This is a genomic window from Hirschia sp. (genome assembly GCF_058892565.1).
The window spans coordinates 41588-67760 of the sequence record NZ_JBZXVU010000028.1 but is presented as its reverse complement, the minus strand read 5'-3'; the positions used below and the strand labels follow the sequence as shown (position 1 = coordinate 67760).

26 protein-coding genes and 1 tRNA gene are annotated in these 26173 nt (G+C 45.4%); 18 read left to right on the top strand and 9 right to left on the bottom strand.

Annotated elements, in window-relative coordinates; all coding sequences use genetic code 11:
* Both AC5EF3_RS11360 and AC5EF3_RS11355 read left to right on the top strand, forming a co-directional pair.
* Positions 1-1415, top strand: a 1415-nt coding sequence (locus AC5EF3_RS11360; RefSeq protein WP_493548123.1) for a DegQ family serine endoprotease, incomplete at its 5' end; no start/stop codon positions are given.
* 55 nt (positions 1416-1470) lie between these two features.
* A complete protein-coding gene (locus tag AC5EF3_RS11355; protein ID WP_493548122.1) occupies positions 1471-2793 on the top strand; it encodes a replication-associated recombination protein A in 1323 nt (440 codons plus the stop codon).
* A gap of 1 nt (position 2794) precedes the next feature.
* Here the strand turns inward: AC5EF3_RS11355 and AC5EF3_RS11350 are convergent, their stop codons facing one another.
* Positions 2795-3448, bottom strand: a complete 654-nt coding sequence (locus AC5EF3_RS11350; RefSeq protein WP_493548121.1) for a hypothetical protein — start codon at positions 3446-3448, stop codon at positions 2795-2797.
* Positions 3449-3556: 108 nt separating this feature from the next.
* Between AC5EF3_RS11350 and AC5EF3_RS11345 the strand changes: the two genes are divergently transcribed.
* From AC5EF3_RS11345 to AC5EF3_RS11315, 7 genes are all read left to right on the top strand, one after another.
* Positions 3557-4375, top strand: coding sequence for an RluA family pseudouridine synthase (locus tag AC5EF3_RS11345; protein WP_493548120.1), 819 nt, complete (start codon positions 3557-3559; stop codon positions 4373-4375).
* A gap of 9 nt (positions 4376-4384) precedes the next feature.
* Positions 4385-4768, top strand: a complete 384-nt coding sequence (gene crcB, locus AC5EF3_RS11340; RefSeq protein ID WP_493548119.1) for a fluoride efflux transporter CrcB — start codon at positions 4385-4387, stop codon at positions 4766-4768.
* The gene (locus AC5EF3_RS11335) at positions 4765-5796 is read left to right on the top strand and encodes an RluA family pseudouridine synthase (protein WP_015827885.1); all 1032 of its coding nucleotides are present in this window, start codon (positions 4765-4767) and stop codon (positions 5794-5796) included. Before crcB ends, AC5EF3_RS11335 begins: the two co-directional genes overlap by 4 nt.
* A 38-nt stretch (positions 5797-5834) precedes the next feature.
* Positions 5835-6512, top strand: coding sequence for an HAD-IA family hydrolase (locus AC5EF3_RS11330; protein WP_015827884.1), 678 nt, complete (start codon positions 5835-5837; stop codon positions 6510-6512).
* A 26-nt stretch (positions 6513-6538) separates the two neighbouring features.
* Positions 6539-7237, top strand: coding sequence for an ATP12 family chaperone protein (locus tag AC5EF3_RS11325; protein ID WP_493548118.1), 699 nt, complete (start codon positions 6539-6541; stop codon positions 7235-7237).
* 110 nt (positions 7238-7347) lie between these two features.
* Positions 7348-8043, top strand: a complete 696-nt coding sequence (locus tag AC5EF3_RS11320; protein WP_015827882.1) for a DUF3011 domain-containing protein — start codon at positions 7348-7350, stop codon at positions 8041-8043.
* A gap of 178 nt (positions 8044-8221) precedes the next feature.
* Positions 8222-9757, top strand: coding sequence for an acyl-CoA carboxylase subunit beta (locus AC5EF3_RS11315; RefSeq protein ID WP_493548117.1), 1536 nt, complete (start codon positions 8222-8224; stop codon positions 9755-9757).
* Positions 9758-9846: 89 nt separating this feature from the next.
* On the opposite strand, the gene AC5EF3_RS11310 is transcribed toward AC5EF3_RS11315, so the two are convergent.
* Positions 9847-10071 carry a hypothetical protein gene (locus AC5EF3_RS11310; protein ID WP_015827880.1) on the bottom strand — a complete coding sequence of 75 codons (225 nt, stop codon included), beginning with the start codon at positions 10069-10071 and terminating at the stop codon, positions 9847-9849.
* A 135-nt stretch (positions 10072-10206) separates the two neighbouring features.
* Positions 10207-10641 carry a GIY-YIG nuclease family protein gene (locus AC5EF3_RS11305; RefSeq protein ID WP_015827879.1) on the bottom strand — a complete coding sequence of 145 codons (435 nt, stop codon included), beginning with the start codon at positions 10639-10641 and terminating at the stop codon, positions 10207-10209.
* A gap of 156 nt (positions 10642-10797) precedes the next feature.
* On the opposite strand from AC5EF3_RS11305, the gene AC5EF3_RS11300 reads away from it, so the two are divergent.
* Both AC5EF3_RS11300 and AC5EF3_RS11295 read left to right on the top strand, forming a co-directional pair.
* Entirely contained in the window at positions 10798-11271 is a 474-nt protein-coding gene (locus AC5EF3_RS11300) for a potassium channel family protein (protein ID WP_493548116.1), read from the top strand.
* Between the two features lie 126 nt (positions 11272-11397).
* Positions 11398-13398, top strand: a complete 2001-nt coding sequence (locus tag AC5EF3_RS11295) for an acetyl-CoA carboxylase biotin carboxylase subunit (protein ID WP_493548115.1) — start codon at positions 11398-11400, stop codon at positions 13396-13398.
* Positions 13399-13439: 41 nt separating this feature from the next.
* Here the strand turns inward: AC5EF3_RS11295 and lipB are convergent, their stop codons facing one another.
* Positions 13440-14144, bottom strand: coding sequence for a lipoyl(octanoyl) transferase LipB (lipB, locus tag AC5EF3_RS11290; RefSeq protein ID WP_493548124.1), 705 nt, complete (start codon positions 14142-14144; stop codon positions 13440-13442).
* A 91-nt stretch (positions 14145-14235) separates the two neighbouring features.
* Between lipB and AC5EF3_RS11285 the strand changes: the two genes are divergently transcribed.
* The 3 genes from AC5EF3_RS11285 to AC5EF3_RS11275 all read left to right on the top strand — a co-directional run bounded on the left by AC5EF3_RS11285 (position 14236) and on the right by AC5EF3_RS11275 (position 16259).
* Positions 14236-14478 carry a FliM/FliN family flagellar motor switch protein gene (locus tag AC5EF3_RS11285; RefSeq protein ID WP_015827875.1) on the top strand — a complete coding sequence of 81 codons (243 nt, stop codon included), beginning with the start codon at positions 14236-14238 and terminating at the stop codon, positions 14476-14478.
* A 126-nt stretch (positions 14479-14604) separates the two neighbouring features.
* Positions 14605-14691 (top strand) — tRNA-Leu (locus tag AC5EF3_RS11280).
* 128 nt (positions 14692-14819) lie between these two features.
* Positions 14820-16259, top strand: a complete 1440-nt coding sequence (locus tag AC5EF3_RS11275; RefSeq protein ID WP_493548114.1) for a DUF6538 domain-containing protein — start codon at positions 14820-14822, stop codon at positions 16257-16259.
* A 134-nt stretch (positions 16260-16393) separates the two neighbouring features.
* Here AC5EF3_RS11275 and AC5EF3_RS11270 read toward each other — a convergent pair whose 3' ends face one another.
* Positions 16394-16840 (bottom strand): DUF4396 domain-containing protein, encoded by a 447-nt coding sequence (locus tag AC5EF3_RS11270; RefSeq protein ID WP_493548113.1) that lies wholly within the window; start codon positions 16838-16840, stop codon positions 16394-16396.
* A 76-nt stretch (positions 16841-16916) separates the two neighbouring features.
* Here AC5EF3_RS11270 and cueR point away from each other — a divergent pair, with 76 nt between their 5' ends.
* Entirely contained in the window at positions 16917-17303 is a 387-nt protein-coding gene (gene cueR, locus AC5EF3_RS11265; RefSeq protein ID WP_493548112.1) for a Cu(I)-responsive transcriptional regulator, read from the top strand.
* Positions 17304-17317: 14 nt separating this feature from the next.
* Here cueR and AC5EF3_RS11260 read toward each other — a convergent pair whose 3' ends face one another.
* The 3 genes from AC5EF3_RS11260 to AC5EF3_RS11250 all read right to left on the bottom strand — a co-directional run bounded on the left by AC5EF3_RS11260 (position 17318) and on the right by AC5EF3_RS11250 (position 20441).
* The gene (locus AC5EF3_RS11260; protein ID WP_493548111.1) at positions 17318-18133 is read right to left on the bottom strand and encodes a copper resistance protein B; all 816 of its coding nucleotides are present in this window, start codon (positions 18131-18133) and stop codon (positions 17318-17320) included.
* A gap of 2 nt (positions 18134-18135) precedes the next feature.
* Entirely contained in the window at positions 18136-20055 is a 1920-nt protein-coding gene (locus AC5EF3_RS11255) for a copper resistance system multicopper oxidase (RefSeq protein WP_493548110.1), read from the bottom strand.
* Positions 20056-20126: 71 nt separating this feature from the next.
* The gene (locus AC5EF3_RS11250; RefSeq protein ID WP_493548109.1) at positions 20127-20441 is read right to left on the bottom strand and encodes a hypothetical protein; all 315 of its coding nucleotides are present in this window, start codon (positions 20439-20441) and stop codon (positions 20127-20129) included.
* Positions 20442-21049: 608 nt separating this feature from the next.
* Here AC5EF3_RS11250 and AC5EF3_RS11245 point away from each other — a divergent pair.
* The 3 genes from AC5EF3_RS11245 (at position 21050) to AC5EF3_RS11235 (ending at position 25524) form a co-directional block, all read left to right on the top strand.
* Complete coding sequence (locus AC5EF3_RS11245; protein ID WP_493548108.1) at positions 21050-23284, top strand: peptidase domain-containing ABC transporter; 2235 nt, start codon at positions 21050-21052, stop codon at positions 23282-23284.
* A gap of 26 nt (positions 23285-23310) precedes the next feature.
* Complete coding sequence (locus AC5EF3_RS11240) at positions 23311-23856, top strand: hypothetical protein (protein ID WP_493548107.1); 546 nt, start codon at positions 23311-23313, stop codon at positions 23854-23856.
* Between the two features lie 399 nt (positions 23857-24255).
* On the top strand, positions 24256-25524 hold the full coding sequence (locus AC5EF3_RS11235; protein WP_493548106.1) for a beta-barrel domain-containing protein: 1269 nt from the start codon (positions 24256-24258) through the stop codon (positions 25522-25524).
* Positions 25525-25736: 212 nt separating this feature from the next.
* Here AC5EF3_RS11235 and AC5EF3_RS11230 read toward each other — a convergent pair whose 3' ends face one another.
* On the bottom strand, positions 25737-25937 hold the full coding sequence (locus tag AC5EF3_RS11230) for a hypothetical protein (RefSeq protein WP_493548105.1): 201 nt from the start codon (positions 25935-25937) through the stop codon (positions 25737-25739).
* Positions 25938-26173: the final 236 nt, after the last annotated feature.

Below are 26173 nucleotides of genomic sequence, written 5' to 3'. Positions count from 1 at the left end.
CGTTTCTGAGCGTTTCATTACTCGCCGTGACTGCTTGTTCCGCACAAGAAGCTCCCGTTCAAACGGTAGAAAGAGTGGTGCCGACTTCCCAGCAGGAAGTAACCATGTCTTTTTCTCCTTTGGTGAAGCAAGCTGCGCCAGCAGTCGTCAACGTTTTTACCTCAAAAGTCGTTAAACAAACAGCTTCTCCTTTTTCACAAGACCCGTTTTTTCAGCGCTTTTTCGGGAATCAAATGGGGGGTGTGCCACGCGAACGCGTAGAATCATCACTTGGATCGGGAGTCATTGTCGGATCAGACGGGGTTATCGTTACAAATAACCACGTTATTGAGGGGGCTGATGAGTTTAAAGTTGTGCTCGCCGATAGAAGAGAATTTGCAGCTGAACTTATCATTGCAGATCAGCGCACGGATCTAGCAGTTTTGAAAATTGATACTGAGGGCGAAGCGCTTCCAACCCTAGAAATAACTGACACACGCCAAGTTGAAGTCGGCGATTTAGTGTTAGCTATCGGAAATCCTTTCGGAGTCGGGCAAACAGTCACAACAGGTATAATTTCAGCGCAAGCACGAACAGACGTTGGTGTCTCCGATTACGCATTTTTCCTTCAAACCGATGCGGCCATTAATCCAGGTAATTCTGGGGGCGCATTGGTTGATTCCCATGGACGTTTAGTGGGCGTGAACACAGCTATTTTCTCCCGATCTGGTGGATCAAATGGGATAGGCTTTGCAATTCCTGCAGAAATGGTGAAGCGCGTTGTTGATGCAGCTGTAAATGATGGTCAAATTATACGTCCATGGCTGGGTTTAAAAGGGCAAGCCGTCACAGCCGATATCGCGAAATCTATGGGTTTAGCGCGTCCAATGGGCGTTTTGGTCACTGAAATTTATCCTGATGGTCCAGCGGAAAAAGCAGGATTGAAACGCGGAGATCTTGTGAAATCTATTGATGGCCGCGAAGTGTTTGATGAGCGTGGATTGAAATTTTTAGCCGCAACGCTCGCTCCGGGTGATAAAGCGACGCTTGTTTATCTTCGAAGTGGTCAAGATAAGTCGGTAAAAGTGAAGTTGGCACCGCCTCCGGGCGCAACAAAATCTGAAATGAACTTGATTGACGGCAATGCAAGTCCATTCTCGGGCGCTGAAGTTGCAGACCTGTCGCCAGCTTTGGCCGATGAATTAGGGCGCGATCCTTTTGCATCGGGTGTTCTTGTGAACCGCGTATTGCGTCGATCACTTGCATCACGTTTTGGCTTGCGTCCGGGTGATATGATACGCGAAGTCAATGGAAGTGTTATAAAAACATCCGATGACTTACTTAAAATCTTGAAAAATCAAGGCGGGCGCGGCTCGACTTGGGCTGTGACAATCGAAAGAAATGGCCGCAGAATTACATCAAATATACGGATGTAGGCCGTAAATTATAAAACGGCTTTCGCTTTGCGCGCTGGGGCGGTAAACAAAACACATGACTGATTTGTTTTCCGCTGCCGGCCTTGATGATAATGCCCCACAACCGTTAGCGGATCGCTTGCGACCAAAGACCTTATCTGATGTAATCGGACAAGACCATTTGATCGGGGCGGATGGGCCAATTGGTCGGATGCTGGCAAATAAACGCCTTGCAAGCATGATTCTGTGGGGCCCGCCCGGTGTTGGTAAAACAACGATAGCGCAATTGTTGGCAGCCGGAGCGGGGTTGGAATTTGATCCTATATCGGCAATATTTTCTGGTGTAAAAGATCTGCGTGCTGCCTTTGATCGTGCTGAAAAGCGTCGACAAATTGGCAAAGGCACTTTGCTATTTGTTGATGAGATACATCGTTTCAATAAAGCCCAGCAAGATGGGTTTTTGCCATTTGTAGAGCGCGGGATTGTTACACTTGTTGGGGCAACAACTGAAAACCCAAGCTTTGAGCTAAACGGTGCATTGCTGTCTAGATGCCAAGTCATGGTGCTGAAACGACTTGAAGATGCAGCGTTAGAGAAACTGCTTTTGCGCGTTGAAGCTGAAACGGGCGAGAAACTCGCATTATCAACAGCAGCGCGCGCCAGCTTGAAAGACATGGCAGATGGAGACGGTCGCTATCTGCTCAATCTCGCTGAAGAGGTTTTATCTTTAGGGGGCGTCAGTCCTCTTAATCCAGATGAACTAGCCAAACTTTTGCAAAAACGTGCACCTGCTTATGACAAGGATCGTGATGAGCATTACAATATGGCGTCGGCTCTGCATAAATCCGTGCGTGGTTCAGATCCCGATGCAGCGCTTTATTGGTTTTGCCGTATGCTCGAAGGAGGCGAAGACCCGCTCTATCTTGCGCGCCGCATTGTGCGTATGGCCTCTGAAGAGGTTGGACTAGCTGATCCGACAGCTCTGATGATAGCGGGAGAAGCCGCGCGCACATATGAACGGCTTGGGTCTCCAGAAGGTGAATTGGCGCTGGCTCATGCTTTGGTTCACATCACGACATCGCCAAAATCAAATGCAGTTTATGCAGCATATAAATTAGCCCGTAAATCTGCAGCACAAACAGGCTCGCTCATGCCGCCAATGCATATCCTAAATGCACCAACATCCATGATGAAGGATTTAGGATATAATGAAGGGTATAAATATGATCATGATCAGGAAGGGTCATTTTCAGGCCAGAACTATTTTCCAGACGGTATGCAACGGCAATCTTATTACCAGCCCGATGGTGCGGGGCGGGAAGCAAGTATTCGAGATAGAATGCAGCATTGGTCCAAACGACGCGCCGAGTTAGCGCGCCAATCTGAACCAAAACGTTGATTTAGGTTGTGACGATAATACGCCATGTGTCGATCAGGCGTTGGCCGACCACTTTGTTGAGATCATTGGGTTTGCTCGTGTCATAGGTCCAGCCTGGACCATTATATCCAATGCGCTGGCACATTGCTAGAAAAGCGACGGGATTGTCTAGCAAGTTCAAATCACACACAATTTCAAAGCCGAGCTGATCGCGTAATGGTGCAAGTGCCTGTCTCATTTTCCGCATGATGCCGGGGGAAAACGGCTCATATGGTATGGCTTGATTGGAATTCATTTTTTCTACTCTACGGGAAATCTCTGGAGAAATACGCTTCCAGAGCTGTATCAGCTTGTGACCCAAGCAATTTTGCTGGGCTAGCATCCTCATTGCATTTTCATTGATATTGCCATATTTGCGTTGCCTCTGGATGGCGCAACTCAGCGGGAAACCGTGAGCAGCAGCGAGACGGGCGAATGCGGCAGGATCTTTAAGCACATTTGGTGCCTTAAGAATCGCTTCATCGAATGAAAACAAAATAGAGCGCAAGCAAGCTTCATCGCGCTTGCGCGTTTCGGTATGACTAAGTTTTGGTAGAAGTCGTTTGGTTTGGTGCACGCTTTCGCGATACGTTGGCTCAACCAATGAAAACACTCTACTCTTAATCTGTTCGTCCATTTGCTTGTGACCTTTACTCAAGCATTTGATAGAACAGCCCCACGGATAGAATGACGAATGATTCGCATGATTACAATGTTTTTTTTCATTAATACTTGAGGTAATTTCATGGAAAACGAGAATAGTGAAGACAAACCATGGGAAAAGGGCGACTTTTCTAAAAAGTTAATAAAACCTTACCAAGTAACGCATGCGGATAGAGACTATATGGATGAACTTCTGTTAGGTGAAGACGATTCTATACTCGCATTCAACAAGCCCAGTGGTTTAGCTTGCCAAACAAGAAGCCCAGCAGATCGCACTTTTGACGCATTGCTCCAAGTCTATGTGAAACGCAATGGCAAACGACCGCGCATGCTGCATAGATTGGATATGCTCACGTCTGGCGTGATTATCGCTGCACGCACAAAGCCTGCGACATCATTCTTCCAGCAAACCTTTGAGCGGCGTGAAGCTTATAAATCTTATCTGGCAATCGTGCGCGGACCCGCTTTTGAAAAAAGCGAAGGTGTCATTGATGCCCATTTGCAGCGTTATCAAAAAGAACCAAACCTAGCATTGATGCGACCGTGTGACGTTGATGGTGAGGGCGCACAAGATGCGCGCACTCGCTATCTCGTCCTATCAAGCCAGAATGATTATCATTTCTTGCTATTAACACCCGAAACAGGGCGCACGCATCAATTGCGTGTGCATTTGGAGCATTTTGGACGGCCCATACTCGCTGATCCCTATTATGGAACAGACGCTTTAGAAGGAAGCTATCAGCCTGCGCGCCTTATGCTGCATGCCTATCGTTTGCTGACACCACACCCTGATGGTGGAGAGATAGATATAATCGCGGATGTTCCAGATGATATGAAACAATGTCTCACGGCTTTATCCTTAGAAAATGGCCTACTGGCGTTAAAGGATAAAACAGGCTAAGAGGCGCGGATGCAGAACATTGTTTTAGTTGCTCTAGGCGGCGCTATAGGCGCGACGGCCCGCTATTCGCTTTCTGGTTTTATGTTGAGAGTGTTTGGTCCGAGCATGCCTTGGGGCACATTCAGCGCAAATATATTGGGATCGCTTCTACTTGGAGTGCTGACGGGATGGTTGGCGTTTAAAATTGATGGCGGCAATAATTGGCGACTGTTTTTAGCAACGGGTGTGATGGGTGGTTTTACCACTTTTTCGACATTCAGCTTGGAAACAATGTTGATGATAGAGAGAAAAGCATATCTCCAAGCAGCGAGTTATGCTTTAGGGACTTTGGCGCTCGGGGTAATCGCCATGTTTATTGGATTGATGATCGCCCGAAAGGTTTTTGCGATATGAGTTGGAATAAAGGACAAGTTCTTCAGATCCCTGTGGGCGATACTGAAGGCGATGTACGTCTTGATCGCTGGTTGAAGCGTCGCTTCCCGGGATTAACACAAGGGCAGGTCGAAAAGCTGCTTCGCAAGGGCGAAGTACGTGTGGATGGTAGCCGCGCGAAGTCTAGCACACGCTTAGAGCCGGGGCAGGTTGTGCGCGTGCCGCCAATGCCATCAACAGATCAGGGCAAGAAACATCCACAAAAAGAAGAAGAGGTTTATGTTTCTCCAAGAGATGCCGAACTTATTCAATCTCTGATCCTGTATGAAGATGAAGATGTGTACGTGCTAAACAAACCTTCGGGGCTTGCTGTGCAAGGTGGCACAAAGACATTGCGCCACGTTGATGGAATGGCCAATGCACTAACACGCCCCGGTCAAGATAAACCGCGTCTGGTGCACCGTTTGGATAAAGACACATCTGGTTTGCTAGTCTTGGCCAAAACAGCGCAATCTGCTGCCGAGATGAGCAAGCATTTCCGCTCTCGTGAGCTGGATAAAATTTATTGGGCTGTAGTGAAGGGCGTGCCAAACCCTAATGAAGGCGAATTGCGTGGTTGGATGATGAAAGCGCATGGGCCTGGGCAGGATAAAGAGCTAATGACTGCTGGTGTGCATGGCCAAAAAGGTGCGGTGTTCGCGATTACAGATTTTAAAGTTGTATCAACGGCAGGCCAACGCGCCTCTTGGGTGGCTCTAAAGCCTTCTACAGGACGTAAGCATCAATTGCGGTATCACATGTCTGAAATTGGAAATTCCATTTTAGGTGATGCAAAATATACGTGTGATCGTGAAACACCCGCTGGTCTTCCTCCAGGACTACACCTTCATGCGCGTGCATTGCGTATGCCGCGTCGTCGTGGATCCGATGTTGAAGTGATTGCGCCTTTGCCAGAACACATGAAAAAGACATTTGATTTTTTCGGTTTCTCGGAAGATGAAGCTGGAAATCCGTTTGATACTATTCAGCCTATGGGCCGCCGTCGCTAAAGACGTGCCGATTTCTGCATTATATAGAGAGCTACTCCATGTCACTTAAACTCGCTGTATGGGACCTTGATGGAACTGTGATTGATAGTCGTGAGATGATTCAGGCTGCTATGGTTTTTGCGTTTGAAAAATCGGGTTTTAGAACGCCTGATTTTGATGAAACCCGTAAAATCGTTGGCTTGTCGTTGAAGACAGCTATTGAATACATGTTGCCCGAAGCAGACCCAAATGCGATTCAGCGTGTGTATGAAGATTACAAAACTGGATTTGTTGCATTGCGCAGCAATCCAGATCTCAAAGAACCATTATATGATGGGGCTATTGAACTCCTTCAAGATATGGTGGCCGATGGTTGGTTGATGGGCGTTGCCACAGGTAAATCTCGCCAAGGGTTGAGCCATATTTTGCAGATGCACGATTTAGAAAAGTATTTTGATACGCATTGGTGCGCTGATGACGGTCCGGGAAAACCACACCCTCACATGGTTCAAAAGAACATGGATGAGTTGGGTTGTTTTGCCGAGCAGACAGTCATGATAGGCGATGCCACTTTTGATATGCAGATGGCACGCGCCGCAAATGTGCATGCATTGGGGGTATCATGGGGATTTGGAAAAGCTGAAGAATTGATCGAAGCGGGTGCACATGATGTTCATCATGATTTTGCCGGTCTTCGCAAAGGTCTATATGCGTTTGGGGACAAAGTAACATCATGAGTGACTTTGGAAACGCAGGTCAAAGAATGAAAAAGTTCTATAAGCAAGCTGGCATTGAAAAGCTTGGTGATGGCAATTGGACGATTTCGTTGGATGGTCGGCAACTTAAAACACCAGCTAAGAAGCCTCTTAGTTTACCAACAGAAGAACTTGCTGAAGCCGTAGCAGGAGAGTGGGCTGATCAAGTCGAGTTTATTGATGTCGCCACAATGCACATTACACGACTTGTAAATGTTGCGATCGACCGTACGCCCTTGGCACGCTCAGAAATGGCTGATGAGGTCGCGCGCTATGCTGAAACCGATCTTGTATCTCATCTTGCAGAAGGTCCAACCGTTTTAAGAGAGCGTCAGCAAGAAGGCTGGGCACCGATACGCGATTGGGCTGCTCAAGAACTGAATGTGTTCTTGCTTCCAGTTGAAGGCGTTATGGCAAGTCCTCAGCCAACAACATCATTGGAAGCGGCGCGCCAACATGCAGCCAATTTAGATGATATGCGATTAACAGGATTAAATTTCGGTCTTGGCTTGTTTGGGTCTGCTGTGTTGTCGCTTGCTGTAGAACAAGGACGTTTGCTGGCTGAAGAAGCCTTTGATTTGTCTCGCATAGATGAAATATACCAAGCAGAACAATGGGGTGAAGACGAAGAGGCAATGCATAGAGTTGCGTATAATCGCCATCAAGCATTGGGGTTAGGGGTCTTTTTTGCGGCGTTAAAACGCTGAAACTAAGGCGATTATCACATACGCGTGAGTTTGATCTATTAGATCAGTAAATTGCTTATTCTGAAAATTATGTTCATCGTGTGTTGCCTTGGTGAGCGCACACTCAATGCATGAGCAATACTTCATCAATCACTAAATGGGCGTCAGTCGCTGCGATAGCAGCGTCCACGCTCTTCGCGGCTCCCGCAGCTTTTGCAGATCAAGGGCTTAAAGTTCAGATTGTCCAAAAGACATTGAAATCAAATCATAGAAATGATCGGAATGTGCGTCCCATCACAGTCTTAAGAGAGTGTGGATCATCGGGATACCGCTCAAATGTTTGCCATTTTGATGTGAATTTCAACATTGCAGATGCCCGCGTTTATGATCGTAAATCAAAGGGAAGCTGTGATGAGGGTGATGAATGGGGACTTCGCGGGAATACAATGTGGGTTCGCGATGGATGTCGCGCAATATTTGAATTGTCCAGCGTGAGGTTTCCAAATTCAAGGGGCCAAGAATATGGCCACAATGACGGTAGAGGGAACATCCCTTCCTATCCGCGCAATGGCGGCATTCGAAACATTAGTCATTCTGATCAAAATCACGCTATTGGGCTGTGTGCACGAGAAGCCAATCAGCAAGCATATCGTTTGAATGCATATTCCGCACAATATCGCAGCCAACCTTATGTTGATATTGGTCGCCAAGGTCGTTTGCGTGTCACTGGCTCCATGAGGGTGCATGGTCCAAACGGGTTTAGAAATCGCGATACAGTCTGTGCGATTGGTCAGAATGGCCGTGTTCAACGGTTCAATTTCGACTAATACAAAAATGATAGCTTAGATTGAATACAAAAGCGCTACTTTCAAGAAGGTAGCGCTTTTTTTGATCTTACCTACCGCCATGCGACCTTTTGGGAATCATTCAAAGCTTGCCATAGGTTGTTTCTGTCTCTTATCTAAAGAGAATAACAATATAAATACGATATGTACGGGGCATTTCATGAGCAGCGATATTTTAGAACGACTCGCCGAAAAACGTGAGCAAGCTAGACTGGGCGGCGGTCAGGCTAGAATCGATAAGCAACACGAAAAAGGCAAGCTCACAGCCCGTGAACGCATTGAAATACTATTAGACGAAGGCTCATTTGAAGAATGGGACATGTTCGTAGAGCATCGCTGTCATGATTTCGGAATGGAAGAAAAACGCATTCCTGGAGATGGTGTTGTCACAGGCTGGGGAACAATTGATGGGCGCATGGTCTATGTGTTCTCCAAAGATTTTACAGTGTTTGGTGGTTCTCTATCCAAAGCCCACGCCGAAAAAATCGTTAAAGTCCAGCAAGCTGCCACACGTAATGGCGCGCCCGTTATCGGTATTTTCGATGCCGGTGGTGCTCGCATTCAAGAAGGTGTCGATTCTCTGGCTGGTTATGCGGATATTTTCCTTGAAAACGTCATGGCATCTGGCTGTGTCCCGCAGATTTCTGTGATTATGGGGCCATGTGCAGGGGGAGATGTTTATTCGCCGGCTATGACCGACTTCATCTTCATGGTGAAAGATACATCCTACATGTATGTGACCGGTCCTGATGTTGTTAAAACAGTCACAAACGAAAATGTTTCCCACGAAGAATTAGGGGGCGCTTCAATTCACGCCGTTAAATCGGGTGTGGTCGATGGTGCCTTTGACAATGATGTAGAAGCGCTCATCCAGATCCGCCGGCTTATGAATTTTCTTCCCGGTTCCCAAGCCGAGAAACCACCCACGCGCCCTAGCTTTGATACGATTGACCGTGTTGAAAACAGTCTGGACACGCTTATTCCGGCAAATCCCAACATGCCATATGATATGCGTGAACTCATTGAGAAGGTTGCTGATGAAGGCGACTTTTTTGAAATTAGCCCTGATTTTGGCGCGAATATTCTATGCGGGTTCGGGCGTATTGAAGGCGCACCTGTTGGCTTTGTTGCCAACCAGCCTATGACGCTGGCCGGCGTGCTAGATATTGATGCTTCCCGCAAAGCTGCGCGCTTCGTGCGTTTTTGTGACTGCTTTAACATCCCTTTGATCACCTTTGTCGATGTACCGGGTTTCATGCCGGGCACAAAGCAAGAGTATGGCGGCCTCATTAAACATGGTGCGAAATTGCTCTTTGCCTACGCCGAAGCGACCGTGCCAAAAATCACAGTGATCACCCGCAAAGCCTATGGCGGTGCGTATGATGTGATGAGTTCAAAACACATTCGCGGTGATGTCAATTATGCATGGCCAAATGCTGAAATCGCGGTGATGGGTGCAAAGGGTGCTGCCGAGATTATTTATCGCGCTGAACGCGACAATCCTGAAAAAATGGCTGAGCGCTCAAAAGAGTATGAAGACAGATTTGCCAACCCATTCGTCGCAGCCGGCAAGGGCTATATTGATGATGTGATTCAGCCCCACAACACACGCTACAGAATCGCACGTTCATTGCGTCAGCTGAAAAACAAATCAATCAAAAATCCGCCTAAAAAGCATGACAATATCCCGCTTTAGACACTAGCAAGTATACAAAATAAAAGCCCGTATCATATCGATATGGGCTTTTTTATTGTTGTATAATTTCGGGATACAAAAGGCTTAATTTAGCTGTCAGCTTCATCTTTAGGAGGCGAGGCAACAATCTCGACTTCGTCTTCCTCTGTATGTTCTAATATGAATTCCTTCATGAAACGGCGTATCTCTCTGGACGCGCTCGTATCCATTTCTTCACACAGTTCAACAAAAGCATCGCGTTCATCCTTATTCACACGCAAGACAAGCTGGCTGTCTTTTTTTACTTTTTTGTGCTTTTTCTTGTGGTGCGGCATAGCACGCTACTTTCATCTATCCATAAAATGTATCACAAAGTATATACAAACTAAAAAATGACTCAAGTGTAATGGCCCGATTATATCTTAATATTGTCAGGAAATATCTGATTTATTGAAAGAAAAGCGCAAAACTTACCGCTGGGAAGCACCGGGTGAGAACCAGCTCCAAAGATATCGTCTAAATTTCCATTTGCGTAGCAAAGTCGCATCATTTGGCGCATCGTCCTGACCGCGAGGGATAAGGATATCATTCATTGGAGGTTTTAAACCGCGTATGAGATCTTCTTCAACGCGTCTGCGCTCAATTTCGGTACTAAAACGGGCGACATGCCGCTCCGTCGCGCCTAAATCCCACCAAGCACGCCCCCATTTTTCATGTCCTTTGAGACGGCCACTCAGGCTAGCAGCTTTGCCAACATACAAAGGCTTTAGCCAGAAAACAAAGTAGCGACGGACAAATATATAAATACCGGGATCACTTGGTAATCCATTGTCTGTCAGCGTAATGTTAAACCAGTATTTTTTGCCGGTTTCGCCACGCCAACGGTGCAGACCGAAAATAAGCATTTACTCACCCTCATAAACGCGCTTCAACATTAAGTGCTAACAATCGCACAATATTTGATATTTTGAGTTAATATCTCGTTAAACAATTGTGGCGCGAGCTAGGCTGATAGAAGGTCAAAATTGTGATTTGAACCTGAAATATGAAGAGTGTTGTCCATGCTTTTGCAAAACCTCATCGTAGCCATAATTATGGTAAGTCTGATAACCTGCGTTCATTTCTTGGGACTGACAGGTCTAATTGCGCTTTTGCGTCGAGATAATATCACGCGGCGGACCGCAGCATCTTTATGGCTGCAAAGTGGTGCTATCCTTGCTGTCATAATGCTTTTGTTTCTCTTGCATACAATCGAAATATGGTTGTTTGCGGCCCTTTACTTATTTCTCGGTGAGTTTTCGAGCTTCGAAGCCGCTTTGTATTTCTCCACATCCACTTTTACGACTGTTGGATATGGAGACATATATTTAGATGAGAAATGGCGAATGCTTGCTGCAATTGAATCAGCTGCAGGTTTTCTTCTTTTGGGGTGGTCTACCGCTTTTCTCGTGTCGGTAACATCGAAATTGAGATTGCTGGAATCTCTTATTGATTCACCGCGTGACGAGAAAGACGAAATTGACGATTCTCATTGACCGCTACGGCATGTGTTGGAAAGTCGCAGTTATGGCTTTGGTCTTGATTGTCTTCAAAATGTGTAAAAACTAGTACTAAAATAAAAATACGGATTAATCCGATAAAATACGGGGCAAATACGACTTATGTTTTCGAAAATTCTGATAGCAAATCGCGGTGAAATCGCCTGCCGTGTCATCAAAACATGTAAGCGGTTAGGGGTTAAAACCGTTGTCGTTTATTCTGAAGCAGATGCAGGCTCTCTTGCTGTCGAATTAGCAGATGAAACAGTGTTTATCGGTGGTTCAGCATCTTCGGAAAGCTATTTGGTGCAAGATAAAATCATCGCGGCTGTAAAAGAAACAGGCGCTGAAGCTGTTCACCCAGGTTTTGGTTTTCTGTCTGAGAATGCAGAGTTTGCGCGCCGTCTTGAAAAAGAAAAAATCACCTTTATCGGTCCCAACCCTATCGCGATTGAAGCTATGGGTGACAAGATTACATCGAAGAAATTCGCTGCAGAAGCTGGCGTGAGCACAGTTCCCGGCCACATGGGATTGATTGAAGACGCAGAGGAAGCGGTCAAAATATCTCAAAAAGTTGGTTATCCAGTGATGATTAAAGCATCTGCTGGGGGCGGCGGTAAGGGGATGCGAATTGCTTGGAATGATGACGAAGCCCGCGAAGGCTTCCGTGATTCAAAAGCCGAAGCAAAAGGCTCTTTTGGTGATGACCGTATATTTATTGAGAAATTTATCACCGAGCCACGCCATATCGAAATACAGGTATTGGGTGACAAGCATGGCCATTGTATCCACTTGAATGAGCGAGAATGTTCTATTCAGCGTCGTAATCAAAAGGTTGTTGAGGAAGCACCTTCTCCCTTCATTGACGCGAAAACCCGTGCTGCAATGGGTAAACAATCCATCGCTTTGGCAAAAGCTGTAAATTATGATTCAGCCGGAACGGTGGAGTTCATTGTCGATAAAGACAAAAATTTCTATTTTCTAGAAATGAACACTCGCTTGCAGGTGGAGCACCCTGTTACGGAGATGACGACAGGAATTGATCTGGTCGAACAAATGTTGCTCGTGGCGTATGGAGAGACCTTAAATCATCAGCAAAATGATATCGGCATTAAAGGGTGGGCCGTTGAGACACGCATTTACGCTGAAGATCCATATCGTAGTTTTCTACCATCTATTGGTCGCTTGAAACGCTGTCAGTTCCCACCTGAAGGAAAGTTGGGCAAAGGTGAGGTGCGCATTGATACGGGTGTGCGTGAAGGAGATGAAATCTCCATGTTTTATGATCCGATGATCGCTAAATTGATCACGCATGGAAAAACCCGTGATGACGCGATTGATGTCCATGAAATGGCTTTAGATCGTCTCCGCATTGAAGGGATTCAGGATAACTCACCATTCTTGCAAGCTGTCATAGCTCAGGAGCGGTTTAAAAGTGGAAAATTAACGACCAATTATATTCCCGACGAGTTTCCTGATGGATTTAGCGGTGTTGAACCATCCAAACAGCAAGAAGTTTTGTTAGCTTCGGTTGCGGCCTATATTCATGATGTCTTTGTCAGTAGGGCTGATAAAATATCCAACCAAATGGATCCGGGCAGGGCAATTCGAAAAGAATGGGTTGTTTCAATCGATCGCAAACCCATTTCGGTTTCAATCGCGTCCTCCAATAGTGAGGCTGAAATCAAATTTAAGGGTAAAAAAGCTGCTATTGGCTTGTCTACAAACTGGAAGCCCGGCATGGGCGTTGTCGAAGGCTTAATAGACAACACGCCATTTGCTGTGCGGTTTGAGGACACAAGTGAAGGCTATGTCTTGCGACACAGAGGTGTCACAGCCAAAATCTTGGTATTGTCTCCTACCACTGCGGAGCTTTATGCCAAGCTGCCAGAAAAAGAAGCGCCTGATCTTTCAAAACTAATCCTCAGTCCAATGCCGGGCCTTATTGTGTCTATGGCTGTCGAATTGGGACAAGACGTCAAAGCAGGGGAAGCGGTTTGTGTCGTTGAAGCTATGAAGATGCAAAACATTATCCGCGCTGAAGCTGATGGTAAAGTTCAATCCATTAATGCAGCAGCCGGAGATTCCGTTGCAGCTGATGCTGTGCTTGTTGAGTTTGAATAGAGACATCTTCAGAAGTCTTCTTTGTATTGATCAAATTCATTCTATTCAAAAGGTGGAGGCACAATAATTGTGTCTCCAAAAATACTTGTAAATTCCTGCCTGAGAAGGGCATCCACTTCAGGCATTGTGATCGGATTGCCCAAATCAAAAAGGCTTGTAACACCAAGTCCATCCTCTGAGATGCCGCAAGGTATAATCCCGCTAAAATGTTCCAGATTTGGTTCGACATTCAGGCTTATGCCGTGAAATGACACCCATTTTCTAAGACGAACACCTATAGCCGCGATTTTATCCTCCTTTAAAGGGCCACCGGAAGCTGTTCGGTCCACCCAGACACCGACTCGACCTTCGCGGCGTTCGGCCGTTACGTTTAGCGTTTTGAGTGAATTGATAATCCATTGTTCAAGCCCATACACAAAGGCGCGAACATCCTTTCCGCGTTTACCCACATTCAGCATGACGTAAGCAACTCTCTGCCCCGGTCCATGATAGGTATATTGTCCACCACGACCCGCTTGAATAACGGGAAAACGATCTGGAGCGGCAAGGTCTGATGGCTTGGCGCTTGTTCCAGCGGTATATATGGCCGGATGCTCCAGCAGCCAGATTAATTCATTGGCCTCACCCTTTGAAATAGCCGCCACTCTTTCTTCCATGAAGCGAACTGCATCATTATAATCTACCAGATTATCGGAGACCGCCCATTCAATTTGGGAAAGTTTATTTTCGAGAATTTCACCACTCATGGAAGATGTTAACTCCTTACTCACTTAGATAGTCCAAATTCTAGGCTGGCTTTTATAACCTAAGAATGGGGTTTTGTTCTTGACTTCGCAAATGGACGCCGTCGAAATTGAGATCACAGTGCTTTTAGGGCGCTCTAAAATTCCTATGCAGCAATTATTGCGTATGGGACGTGGTGCTGTGATTCCATTGGATGCTAGCGAATACGATGAAGTTTGGATTCTTGCAAACAATCATCCAATTGCTCGCGGTGAATTGGTTATTGATGGTGAGCGTGTGTCGGTATCCGTCACAGGTGCAGCACAAGTTGAAGACTATTACGCGACAGAGCAATAAAATAAGCCTGATTGATTTTGGAGCCTCTATTTTTCAACAGGTAAACTTAAAAAATTTTAGATCCAAGTCATTTTCGGGGTTCACAGAAGCGCAGGTGTCTGTATATCTCGCTGTTCGTTTCGGTTTGCGGCCGTGGCGGAATTGGTAGACGCGCAGCGTTGAGGTCGCTGTGGGGTAAAACCCGTGGAAGTTCGAGTCTTCTCGGCCGCACCAGGAATTTTTCTAGAAATTCTTATAGTGCCTTGAAAGAACACAAATTTTTTTGTGTTCTACTCTTGCGTTTTTAGTGTATCGACAAAATTGTGCTACAAATTGCGCACATTTTGTGCTACAAAACACCAATGAGCACATCAATCCTCGATGAAAAATACCTCAGATTAAGAGGCGGTCGCTGGCACTATTATAGAAGAGTGCCTAAGAAATTCAGCGGAATAGATAAGCGAGGGACTATTCGCGTTGCTATGCGTACATCATCTTTAGAGATCGCTAGGATGCGTAGAGATGAATTGGCTCAGGCGGATGATGAGTATTGGGCTCTAGTAGAGCTCTCTGAGGCGATTGGTAAGCAAGGTAGTCAAGTTGATAGTGCTATAGCTGAACAACGCTATAGGGCTGCTCGGGCTCATGCCATGGCTTCCGGCTTCAAATACATGCCTCTTGATTCACTGGTGCGACAGGAGGATATTGAGGATATCGTAGCGCGGCTCAAAGCTGTAGAGCCTTCTGCTAATGAAAACACTGAAACAGATAAATTACAGACAGAAGCGATTTTAGGAGGCGTTCAGGAGCCTAAAGTACAAATGACGCAGGCGTTGAAGGTGTATTTCGACGAAATCGCGATTGATGATCAATATAATAAATCCGAAAACCAAAAGTATCAGTGGCGGAAAGTGAAAACACTTTCCATAAACTATTTTGTAAAAGTCATAGGCGATATGCCACTCGTAGATATAACGCGAGATCACGCTTTAGAATTCCATAGATGGTGGCTGCAGCGTATCCAGTCGCCAACCAAGGGAATGACACAAGTGTCCCCGAGTACTGCGAACCGGCATCTAGGAAATGTTCGTCAATTGTATTCGGCTTATTTCAAATACGTTGGTGATGAAGAGCGGCCTAATCCATTCCGAAATCTATTTTTGAAGAAGAAGGCTATAAAAGAAGTTCCCGCTTTTCCTGACGCGTGGGTTAGATCAAAAATTTTAAAACCTGGGGCACTTTCTGGCTTAAAATGGGAATTACAGTTAATAACATATATGTTGATAGAGACTGGATGTCGGCCAAGTGAAATTATAAACCTTCAGCCAGATGATATTCGTCTTGGAGATGAAATTCCTCACATACGTATTCGGCCTCAGCCAAACCGGGAAATCAAAACAACAAGCTCTATCAGAGAAATTCCACTGGTCGGTGTTGCCCTTGAAGCCGCTAAGAGAGCGCCGGAAGGGTTTAAGCATTATCACGATAGAAATGAGTTATTCTCGGCAAATATGCTGAAAGCCTTTCGGGTTAGGGAGTTATTCCCTAGTCCTGATCATATAATTTACTCATTCCGTCATTCGTTTGAAAAACGCATGCAGGAGGCAAATATAGATTACGGCTTGCGTTGTTTAATGATGGGACATCAAACAGACCGGCCTGCATACGGAGACGGAGGCGGAATGGCTTATCGAAGAGAGGAGTTGCTGAAAATTATGCACCCGTTTGATGTGTCCATCTTTGATCACATCAATTTTGATAAGAAGACTGTTGGTCCCGCCATGAATGAATTGAGTTTCTAAGGCGAAGTGACTCACAGTTTTATGTAAACTGCCAACAATTTTGATTTTCGCATTGGTGAGAAAATCGCCCAAAACAGACATTTACCACCTAGCGATTACATGGCCAGTTGAAGCAAATTTCAGCCGTTCATTTTTCAATGACATGATTTCTTCAATGCAACCAACCTCCAGTAATTATAGGGTAATGGTGCTAAGAAGCCGGCCAGAAGCATGAGCGGGATCACATACCATGTAAGCTTAGCTCCGCCTGTGACCCAGACATCGACTAAATTCATTGCTGCCTCCATGGCGATCATGGATATGAACGACATGCCAATAGCCGTCTGAAATGCAAGTTTGAAAGCCATCTGCCTCGAGAGAATAATGGTTTCAAGAATGATGGACGTTAGCAATCCGTTTGTGATGGCTAAAGTCATAATAGCCCAGGCGGGCCAAGGAATACCCGTGAATTGAAAAAACGCGATTGTTCCCAAATCACCAATAGAACACCCCAGTAAGCACCATAGCGTATTTTGGGAGGCTTTCTTCCAGCTTTTCCATTTAGTCCAATTTAAATTCAGCCCATTTGCAAGTGATGTCATTTATGTCTCTCAGTCATGTATTCTATAATGTGAAGACATGCTAAGGTTTCCAGTAACTGGAAGGTCAACGTTTAAAATGAATATCAGTAAAGTCGCTAAAATCGCACAATTACCTACCAAAACTGTACGCTATTATTCTGAAATCGGTCTTGTGGCTGCTAGTGGTCGTACTAAAGCGGGGTATCGCGATTACAGTGAGCAAGATGCCCGTAAACTTTGCTTTGTTCGCAGGGCGCGTGAATTTGGTTTTTCGATAGAAGAATGTCGCTCACTATTGAGCCTCTATGAAGACAGAGAGCGTAGCAGCTCTGAGGTAAAGGCGTTGGCCCAAACCCGTCTAGATGAGATTGAGCAAAAGCAAAGAGAGTTACAATCCCTGCACACTGCGATTTCTCATCTTATCAAAAACTGCGGCGGAGATCATCGTCCCGATTGTCCAATTATTGACTATCTGGAACAATGATCCCCTAATTTAGCTTAGAACCAGCCACGCACACCTAACACAAAGAATGTACTATTGGCCTCTTCACCATGAGCTTCAGCCAAATTTGCTGTTTCTCCGATCAGCGCTTTGTGCTCTATGCCGATATAAGGCGCAATTTCACGTTTAAATTCATAGCGCAAGCGTAATCCAGCTTCGATATCTGTAATACCGGAAGCTACCTCAAGTTCTGGTATATCTTGGGCGGATATGCCTATCTCAAGGCGTGGTTGAAGAATAAGCCGCTGTGTGAGAAGAAGTTCATATTCTGCTTCAAAGTCCGCTGTCACATCACCTTTTTCGCTCAAATAAGCTGCCCCATCAACTTCAAACCAATATGGCGCTAATCCCTGAAAACCAAAGACAGCATGGGCAAGTCCATCAGGCTCAAAATCATATCGTACACCTGTTTGCACATCAAAAAAGCGAGAGACTGCATGTGACCAAAGAGCTTGCACTTCAACCTCTTCAAATTCATCATGCTCAAGCGAGTATTCTCCTTCGGTGGTAATATAAAGTTTGTCGATATCGCCGCCATAACGATAGCTCGCGTCCCAAACGCCAACATCTTCATCTTCGCCTGATTGCACCTCAAGACGGTCGACCATCAGCATTCCAAAGGATTGCCCGCCATTATGATGGAGAACATGCGCCCGAGTATGTGCCATTTCTTCGGGATCAAAATATTCATCCGCCATAGACCACGGCTTTTCATCATTAGCCGGATGGGAGTGCTCTTGCGCATTGGCTAAAGGTGTAAATGCTAAACATGACAAGACACTAGTTGTGAGGAATAGAGAAAAACGTTTCATGATTATTTCTCCTTTCCGTGCTGGTGGTGGTTCATAGTGCCATGATCCATTTGCGAGTGATCCATTGTTGAATGGTCCATCGTTTTTTCGGGTTCATGCTGCATATGTTCGTGTTCCTCATGTTTATGAACCGGCTTGTCTGAAGGTAAAACCGAGACAACATGCATCATACCTGCATGCATGTGATAGAGGAGATGGCAGTGGAACGCCCAATCGCCAATATGTTCTGCTGATACATCGAATGAGAGTTTTTCTGCAGGTTTGACAATCACTGTGTGCTTGCGCGGTTTGTGATCATCTGCGCCATTTACAAGGTCAAAGAACATGCCGTGTAAATGGATAGGATGTGGCATCATCGTATTATTGATGAGCGTCACTCTTACGCGTTCGCCTTCGTGGAATTTAATGGCTTCTTTGACTTCAGAAAACTTCACGCCATCAAAGGACCACATATAGCGCTCCATATTTGAAGTCAGATGGATTTCAATTTCTCGCTCCGGCTGCCGTGTATCGGGGTTCTTATCCAAGCTTCTAAGTTGCGTGTAGCGCAATACGCGGTGAGGCACATTTTCCAGTCCGATACCCGGTTCATCTAAACGACTTAAAGGGCTTGTATTTACATTGACGACCCCCACACCTTGTTTGATGTCTTTCTTTTCAACGGGCCAAGCACTGTCACCATGCATTTTGTGCATGCTGTGATCCATTTTGCCCATATCATGCCCTGAGTGCGAATTGTCTGGCATATTGTGTTGAGAATGATCCATTGCCTCTGGGTGCATGTCTCCATGCCCGATAGCGCTATGGTCCATCCCCATGTCTTTCATGGTCAGAGTTGGTACAGCGCGCATTTTAGGTTCTTGTGCACGCATACCCGCACGCGGCCCAAGCGTTGCAACAACTTGCCCGGAGCGATCTATGCTTTCAGCAACAAAGGCATAGGCTTTATCTTCTGTTGGCTGAACGATCACATCATATGTTTCTGCCACGCCCATTTGAAATTCATCAACCTCAACAGGCTGAACATTTAGCCCATCAGAATTTACTATGGTTATTGGTAGCCCGGGTATACGAACATTGAACATTGTCATTGATGATGCATTGATGATGCGTAAGCGAACGCGCTCACCTACATTAAACACACCATTCCAGTTATCAGCAGTGCCGTGCCCGTTAATGAGATAGTGGAAGGTTGCACCTGTTACGTCAGATATATCCCTTGGAGACATACGCATTTGCCCCCCCATTTCTCGCTCTGACCATGCTGGGCCAAGACCGCGCTCTTTAGCATCTTGCAGAAAGTCAGGGATTGTCCTTTGCTGGAAGTTGTAAGTGTGACTGACCTTCTTAAGTTTTGAGAAAATTCGATATGGGCTTTCAAAACTCCAATCTGATAAAACCAATACATATTCGCGGTCATATTCAACCGGATCATGATGTTTTGGATCAATGATTAGAGGCCCATAATGTCCCAAAGGTTCCTGTAAGCCTGAATGAGAGTGATACCAATATGTGCCTGATTGCGGCACAGAGAATTTATAAGTGAAGGTCTCTTTGGGACGAATGCCGGGAAACGTCACACCCGGAACACCATCCATTTCGAATGGTACAAGCAAGCCATGCCAGTGAATGCTGGTATCTTCATCTAAAGTATTGGTGACATTTATCGTAATGTCATCACCTTCGCGAAAGCGAATAAGCGGTGCTGGCATGGTGCCATTTACACCAATAGCTTGCCCTTGCTTTGCGTTGATAGACACTGGGAATTTACCAACATTGAGATCAAAACGTGTGCCTGTAAGCTGTGGCAACCCCATATTGCCATGACTAGCCCCAAGCGCCCAACTGGGCAGTAAAGTGGACAACCCAGCAAGGGCAGCGCCTTGAGCAGTTGTCTGAATAAATTGTCTTCGAGAAATCATCTTTCATCCTAATAAATTGAGTTAATTGCAGGTGAGACAACACGCGCAAACAAGCGCATGTTCGGTGCAACTCAATTCAAAAGACGAATTTTTAAGGTGACAGGCGTTGGAGTAGGTGGACCTTGCGCAAGGTGTTGGAAACGCGTTTCCTTAATAGGTTTTACAATGGGTGCAGAGGGAAGTGCCGAAACCGCGGTCAAAGCTACGGTTTTAGCCATTGAAGGTAATTGGGCAGCTTCAAAGGAAGTATCTGATTTTAGCACATGATTGTATTCACAGTGTGGACAGTCTTCGTCATGATTAGTTGGGGTTTCATCACCATCGCAATCCATAGAATGGTGCATGTCCGAGGATGCGTGGCGCTCTGATTGAACTTGGAGACTCAAGTGAGACACGCACGCACAAACGCTCTGCTGCGCAAATAGCACCAGCATGCTCAATAAAATGAAAACTGTTCGAAACGTTTGGATCATTAGCGAAAGAATATACTGATTTAAGCTTAACGTCAGCTATTAAATATACCGTCGGAAAATAGCCCAATAAAGGTCACTCAAAAAAATATGTTTAACGGCAGCATTGGGCCAATTATACCAGTTGGTAAGGTGGCTGGGTTTCGCCAAAAGTTGACTCATTGCGGTTCTGTTCATGGGGCTGCAATCAGAACCAGAACAGACATTCCCTCATATGAATCAAACAATCGCCGTAAGTCCATTTTCATCACTCCGGTCTCATGAATTTTTTATTCCCAGCTTTTCTTTAAGTTGTTTACCCACAGATTGGGTGCATTTTTCTGGCAATTGGTGTGTGTGGCATTTAACTGCCGCACGTAGAGCTGCAGAAACTCATTGGATTAAATTTTAAGATCAATATTTCCTAACTCAACTAGGGAAATCCCTAATTGACGAACTGCTCATCTTATTCTCACTTTGAACAGCAACTTGACCGCAATGTTTTCAGCTTGCGTGTTTAGAAGTCGTTCAGGGGGGGGAGACGAGTGGATATTGGACAATCCATTCTTAATTTAAGCGGTTTTCGCAAGATAGAACTGCTGCGCCAGGCAGAGGCTGCTGAATGCGGTCTTGCTTGCGTAGGGATGGTTGCTTCTTATTTTGGCTATCAATCTGACATTTCAACTCTGCGTCGCGAACATCCCATTTCTCTTAAAGGGTCTTCACTCAAAGATGTTATTGATATTGCAGCACAGTTAGGTCTTGGCTCACGTGCTGTTCGGTGTGAACTGGAAGAACTTAAAGATTTACGTCGTCCAGCCATTTTGCACTGGAATATGGATCACTTTGTTGTCCTTAAAGACGTACAAAAAGATAAACTAGTTTTACTTGATCCAGCCAGTGGTCAGAAAGTAGTCAAGCTCGTTGATGCAGATGAGAGTTTCACTGGCGTTGCCTTAGAACTTGCTCCCACACCTAAATTTCAAAAAGCCAAGGTTAAGAAGCCAGTACGTTTATCCAGTCTGGTCAAGTTGGACGGCTCTACATGGAAGGCGTTGGGCCAAGGGTTGGTTTTGTCCCTCATCATGCAGGTCTTTGTCTTGATGAGCCCATATTTTATGCAAATCGTGATTGATGAAGCCGTGCTTAAAGGAGATTTAAGTCTGCTGGGCGCGGTGGCAGCAGGGTTTGCACTCCTCAAAGTGTTTGAAGTAGCTACCATCATCCTTCGCGGCTTGGTGTTTCAATTCCTCTCCAATGTTGTTTCTTTTGATATGGAGGCCAGTCTTTTGCATCACATGATGCGTCTGCCATTGCCATATTTTCACAGACGGCATGTGGGTGATATACAGCAACGTTTTCAATCCTTGCAGCCCATCCGCGATCTCGTGGTCAATGGCGCTATAATGGTTTTGATTGATGGTGTGCTCGCCATCTTCGTTGGCGCGATATTGTTCCTTTATAATATGCAACTCGCATTCATTACGATTGCAGGCATTTTACTCTATGTCGTCTTGCGATTGATCTTCTTGGAGCTTTCTAAGCGCTTGGCAGGTGATTTGCTGGTTGCCGAGGCTAAAGAGAATACTAAATTCCTTGAAAACCTACGCGCTATGCAAACAATCAAAATTGCAGGTGCAGAAAATAACAGAGCCAGCCTATGGCGTAACCTCGCGGCCAATTCCATTAATGCCACTATTCGTGTTGGCAATGTGAATATTGGCTATGGAGCGATCAGTCAGGCTATATTGGGGCTTACCACAATCCTGATTGTCTATATCGCGGCAAAATCCGTTATCGCCACGCAAATGACCGTTGGGATGATCACAGCATTTATCGCTTATAAAGGCCAACTTGAGCAACGTCTCATGGCGCTTGTCGAACAATGGATAAATTTTAAGCTCCTGGATGTGCATTTAGAGCGCGTGGCAGATATTGCTTTGCAAGATCGCGAAAAAGGAATTGATGCGCCTAGCGTAGAACGGGAATTGAGGGGCAATATCCAGCTTCAAGGTGTATCGTTTCGCTATGCCCCAAATGAGCCTTTAATCCTGACCAATGTGAATTTGGACATTCAGGCAGGTGAATTTATTGCTTTGACAGGGCCATCAGGTTCTGGAAAATCAACACTCTTACGCGTGTTGATGGGTTTATATCCATCCACAGGTGGACAAGTTTATTTTGATGGATTGCCGCTGTCGACTTGGGGGCCTTCGTCTATCCGTGCCCAGATTGGTGTGGTCATGCAGGATGACACTTTGCTGGCAGGTTCTATTACCGAAAACATCGCTCTATTTGATGAGAAGACAGATATGGAGCGTGTGCGCTGGGCAGCCCAAATAGCATGTATCCATGATGACATTGAACAAATGCCAATGGCATATCGTTCCCTTGTCGGGGATATGGGCACAACCCTTTCGGGTGGCCAGCAGCAACGCATCATGTTGGCGCGAGCGCTTTATCGTCAGCCGAGAATTCTCGTGATGGATGAAGGTACTGCGCATTTGGACGAAGCGACAGAGAAAAAAATCAATGAAAATCTCAATCAGCTCAAAATGACACGAATTGCAGCAGCTCATAGAAAAGAGACAATTGGAGCAGCTGACCGTGTGATTGGTGTGATGAATGGACAGGCAGGTGAATTGAGAAAGCCGCCATCCATGACATCTCCACCTCCAAAAGAGCAACAGATCCCATCGGCAATAACCGCCAATCCGGATCTTCAAGAAATCCTGTTCGGATCAAACGCAATCCCGCGCGAGACTGAAAAGGGGGAGTAGAGTGCATAAACTATTAGGAGAAAATTATGCGTGATTTAAAAATGCATGAGCTGGAAGCCGTGAGTGGTGGAAGCAGGCAACCGACTATTGTTGTAACAGCAAGTGCTGTTGGAGGACTAGATTTGCAGGCACATAAAGCATTGGCTGATGCAGCCGACGCTTGGGCAGCAAGTCAATTTACAGAAGATAACTTATCTTTTGACCAAGATGAATTGGTGATGGCACCGATTATAGTACAATACTCACCTGAACCACAAGAAGACTGGGGGCCTCCAGATGATAGTGATTCCTTTTGGAACAAATTTGGTGATGACGCAGAGAATGTTAAACAATTTATGATAGAAAACCCTGATTACCCCCTCAATGATCCTGCTTATAGGGAGCATGTAGAAGATTTGGATCAAGCTACTTTTGCGATACTCGTAGGTATAATTACTGGTACAGCCTCAGGAACTTATAACGGATATAAAGTGGGGGGAGTGCCTGGGGCGGCGACAGGGGCAGCTAGTGGCTTTGTTGTTGCCGTGCTCGGAGCTGTCCTCACTGGATGGTATGTAAATAAAGATAATTGATCTAATGGTCGAGAGCCAATAGAAGAATTTACATTTTTTCTATTGGCGCTTAAGGAAATCCAAATGCAAGAAAATCGTTCTATTGGCAAAGTAATTTTACGAGGTTTACCAATGATTTTGGTTACCATGATATCATCATGGTATATAGTAAGAAATCATGAAGGGGCAATGTTCTTTCTGATAATTGAATTTCTTATCTTGTATTTTTTCTACTTCCTGTGGGAATACTACTTTGCTAAAATTTTGAAGTGAATTTCGTATAAAGACAATAGTTAAAGCTAACAAATAACGGGAAAACCCCTTTAATATGCAGGGAAGTTATTGATGTATATTCATATATTGCCCCGTTAGCTTTTAAGAAGGAAGCAGAATAACTCAAAATATAAACATAGATGCTTAATGAGTATGACTAATAATCATGATCTTTTCCGCCCCGAAACCCTAGAAGCAAATTCAACGGACCGTTGGGGACGGCCTGTTGGTCTTTTGCCTATGGCATGGTCACGCATCACATTACTACTATTGCTCTTTATCGTTGTGATTATCGTCTTTCTATCGACAGTCAACTTCTCACGTAAAGAAACAGTGCGTGGGCGATTGCGTCCAACTGAAGCTGAAGCGCGTGTGTATGTCTCTCAACCCGGTGTTTTGAAGTCTTTGGATGTTACGATCGGAGAACCTATCGAAAAAGGGATGCCGATCGGACTTGTGAGCACAGACCGTCAAATTGAATCAGGTGAAAGCCTTGGGGAGCAGGCGGTGCAAGCCCTTGCAGAAGAAGCTGATAGCTTGAAAGACCGTCAAGCTGGTTTGTTGCGGAGTGCAAAGATTTCAGCAGATCAAATCGTCCTTGAAGAGGAAAAAGCAGAACGCGAACAACTTGATGCTAGAGCAAATTTGCAAATTATTGAGCGCCGCTATGAGATAGCTTTAGAACGCGTAGAGTCTGCTCTTCCGCTCATGGAAAAAGGATTACTGCCTAAGGAAGAATTCCGTCGGCGTGAAGAATTAAAGCTTCAAACCGAGCAAGCTGTTATTGATCTTAACGGCGCAATTAACAGAGCATCTTCTAGATTATCTGAATTAGCATTGGAACGTGCTTCTAGCAAAGAGAATTTAAAGCGAGAGAGTGCCAGCATTGATGAACGACTTTTGCAGATACAGTCCCAATTGGCGACTGCTCAATCTCAAATTGGATATGTGATTAAAGCACCTATCTCAGGCAGAGTCGCTGCCTTACAAATCTCTGAAGGAGAGCGTGCTGATCCACAACAGCCTCTGCTCACAATCCTTCCAGAAGGTGGACAATTAATTGCCGAATTGTTTGTGCCGACGCGCGCCATTGCTTTTGTGGAGCCTGGTCAAGAAGTTCGCTTACAATATGACGCGCTACCATATCAGAAATTTGGTGCAGCATTTGGCTTGGTGGAAAGTGTCTCGGCGACGACTTTATCTCCGCATGAATTGCGTAATGGTATGCAAACGGAAGAGGCCGTCTATCGCGTACAGGTGAACCTGAATGAACAATCAATGCCAGCCTTTGGCAAAGAGCTAGCCCTGCAGTCGGGTATGGAATTATCAGCAGATATCATCCTAGAAGAACGCAAATTGATGGAATGGCTACTAGAGCCATTAATGGCAACTCGCCAACGCATGAAATCAGGCTGATTTGTGAATTAATCCAGTCATTCATGCTAAAAGCAATATGGGACAATACAGGGCCATATTCTGTCTCATCACAAACCATCTGTCAGGTTCTCGAATTCTCCATTACCCACCGGAATCGAGATTCAGTGGTTATTGGAACTAGTTGTCAATATACGTGGAACCTACAAGAAGAGTTTAGCCAAACGGCTTGTGCGTTGATAAAAATGTCCAATTTAATGGTAGTTCGTTGACTCGTGTTGCTTTTCCTTCTGCAATGATTTGAGTGCTGCTCTTAGTTTGCTTTTTCTGTTTTTTCTTTTTTCAAGTTCACTTTCTAAGCGATCAAATAGCGGCCAATACTTATCTCCGTAAAGATTGATGATCTTTGCGGCGATCGTCATGGCTTGCTTCAAGTCTTGATCACTGACAGTCATTTTATCTCAACAATCACACGATTTCTCACGAGGATGTCTCCCATCGCAAACCCAGTGCTATAGCTCTCCTTTCGCTATATAGGGTTGAGATTGACGCAAGAGACGTTGTCAATGAAGTGAGAATGGCGACCATTATTTGCAATGATTTACAAAGATAAACCGCAATGACGAGTTCTAATATTGTGGAGAGGGGAGTTCGAGTGTGCGTGATAATCCAGTTGAGTAGGTCTTCTCTC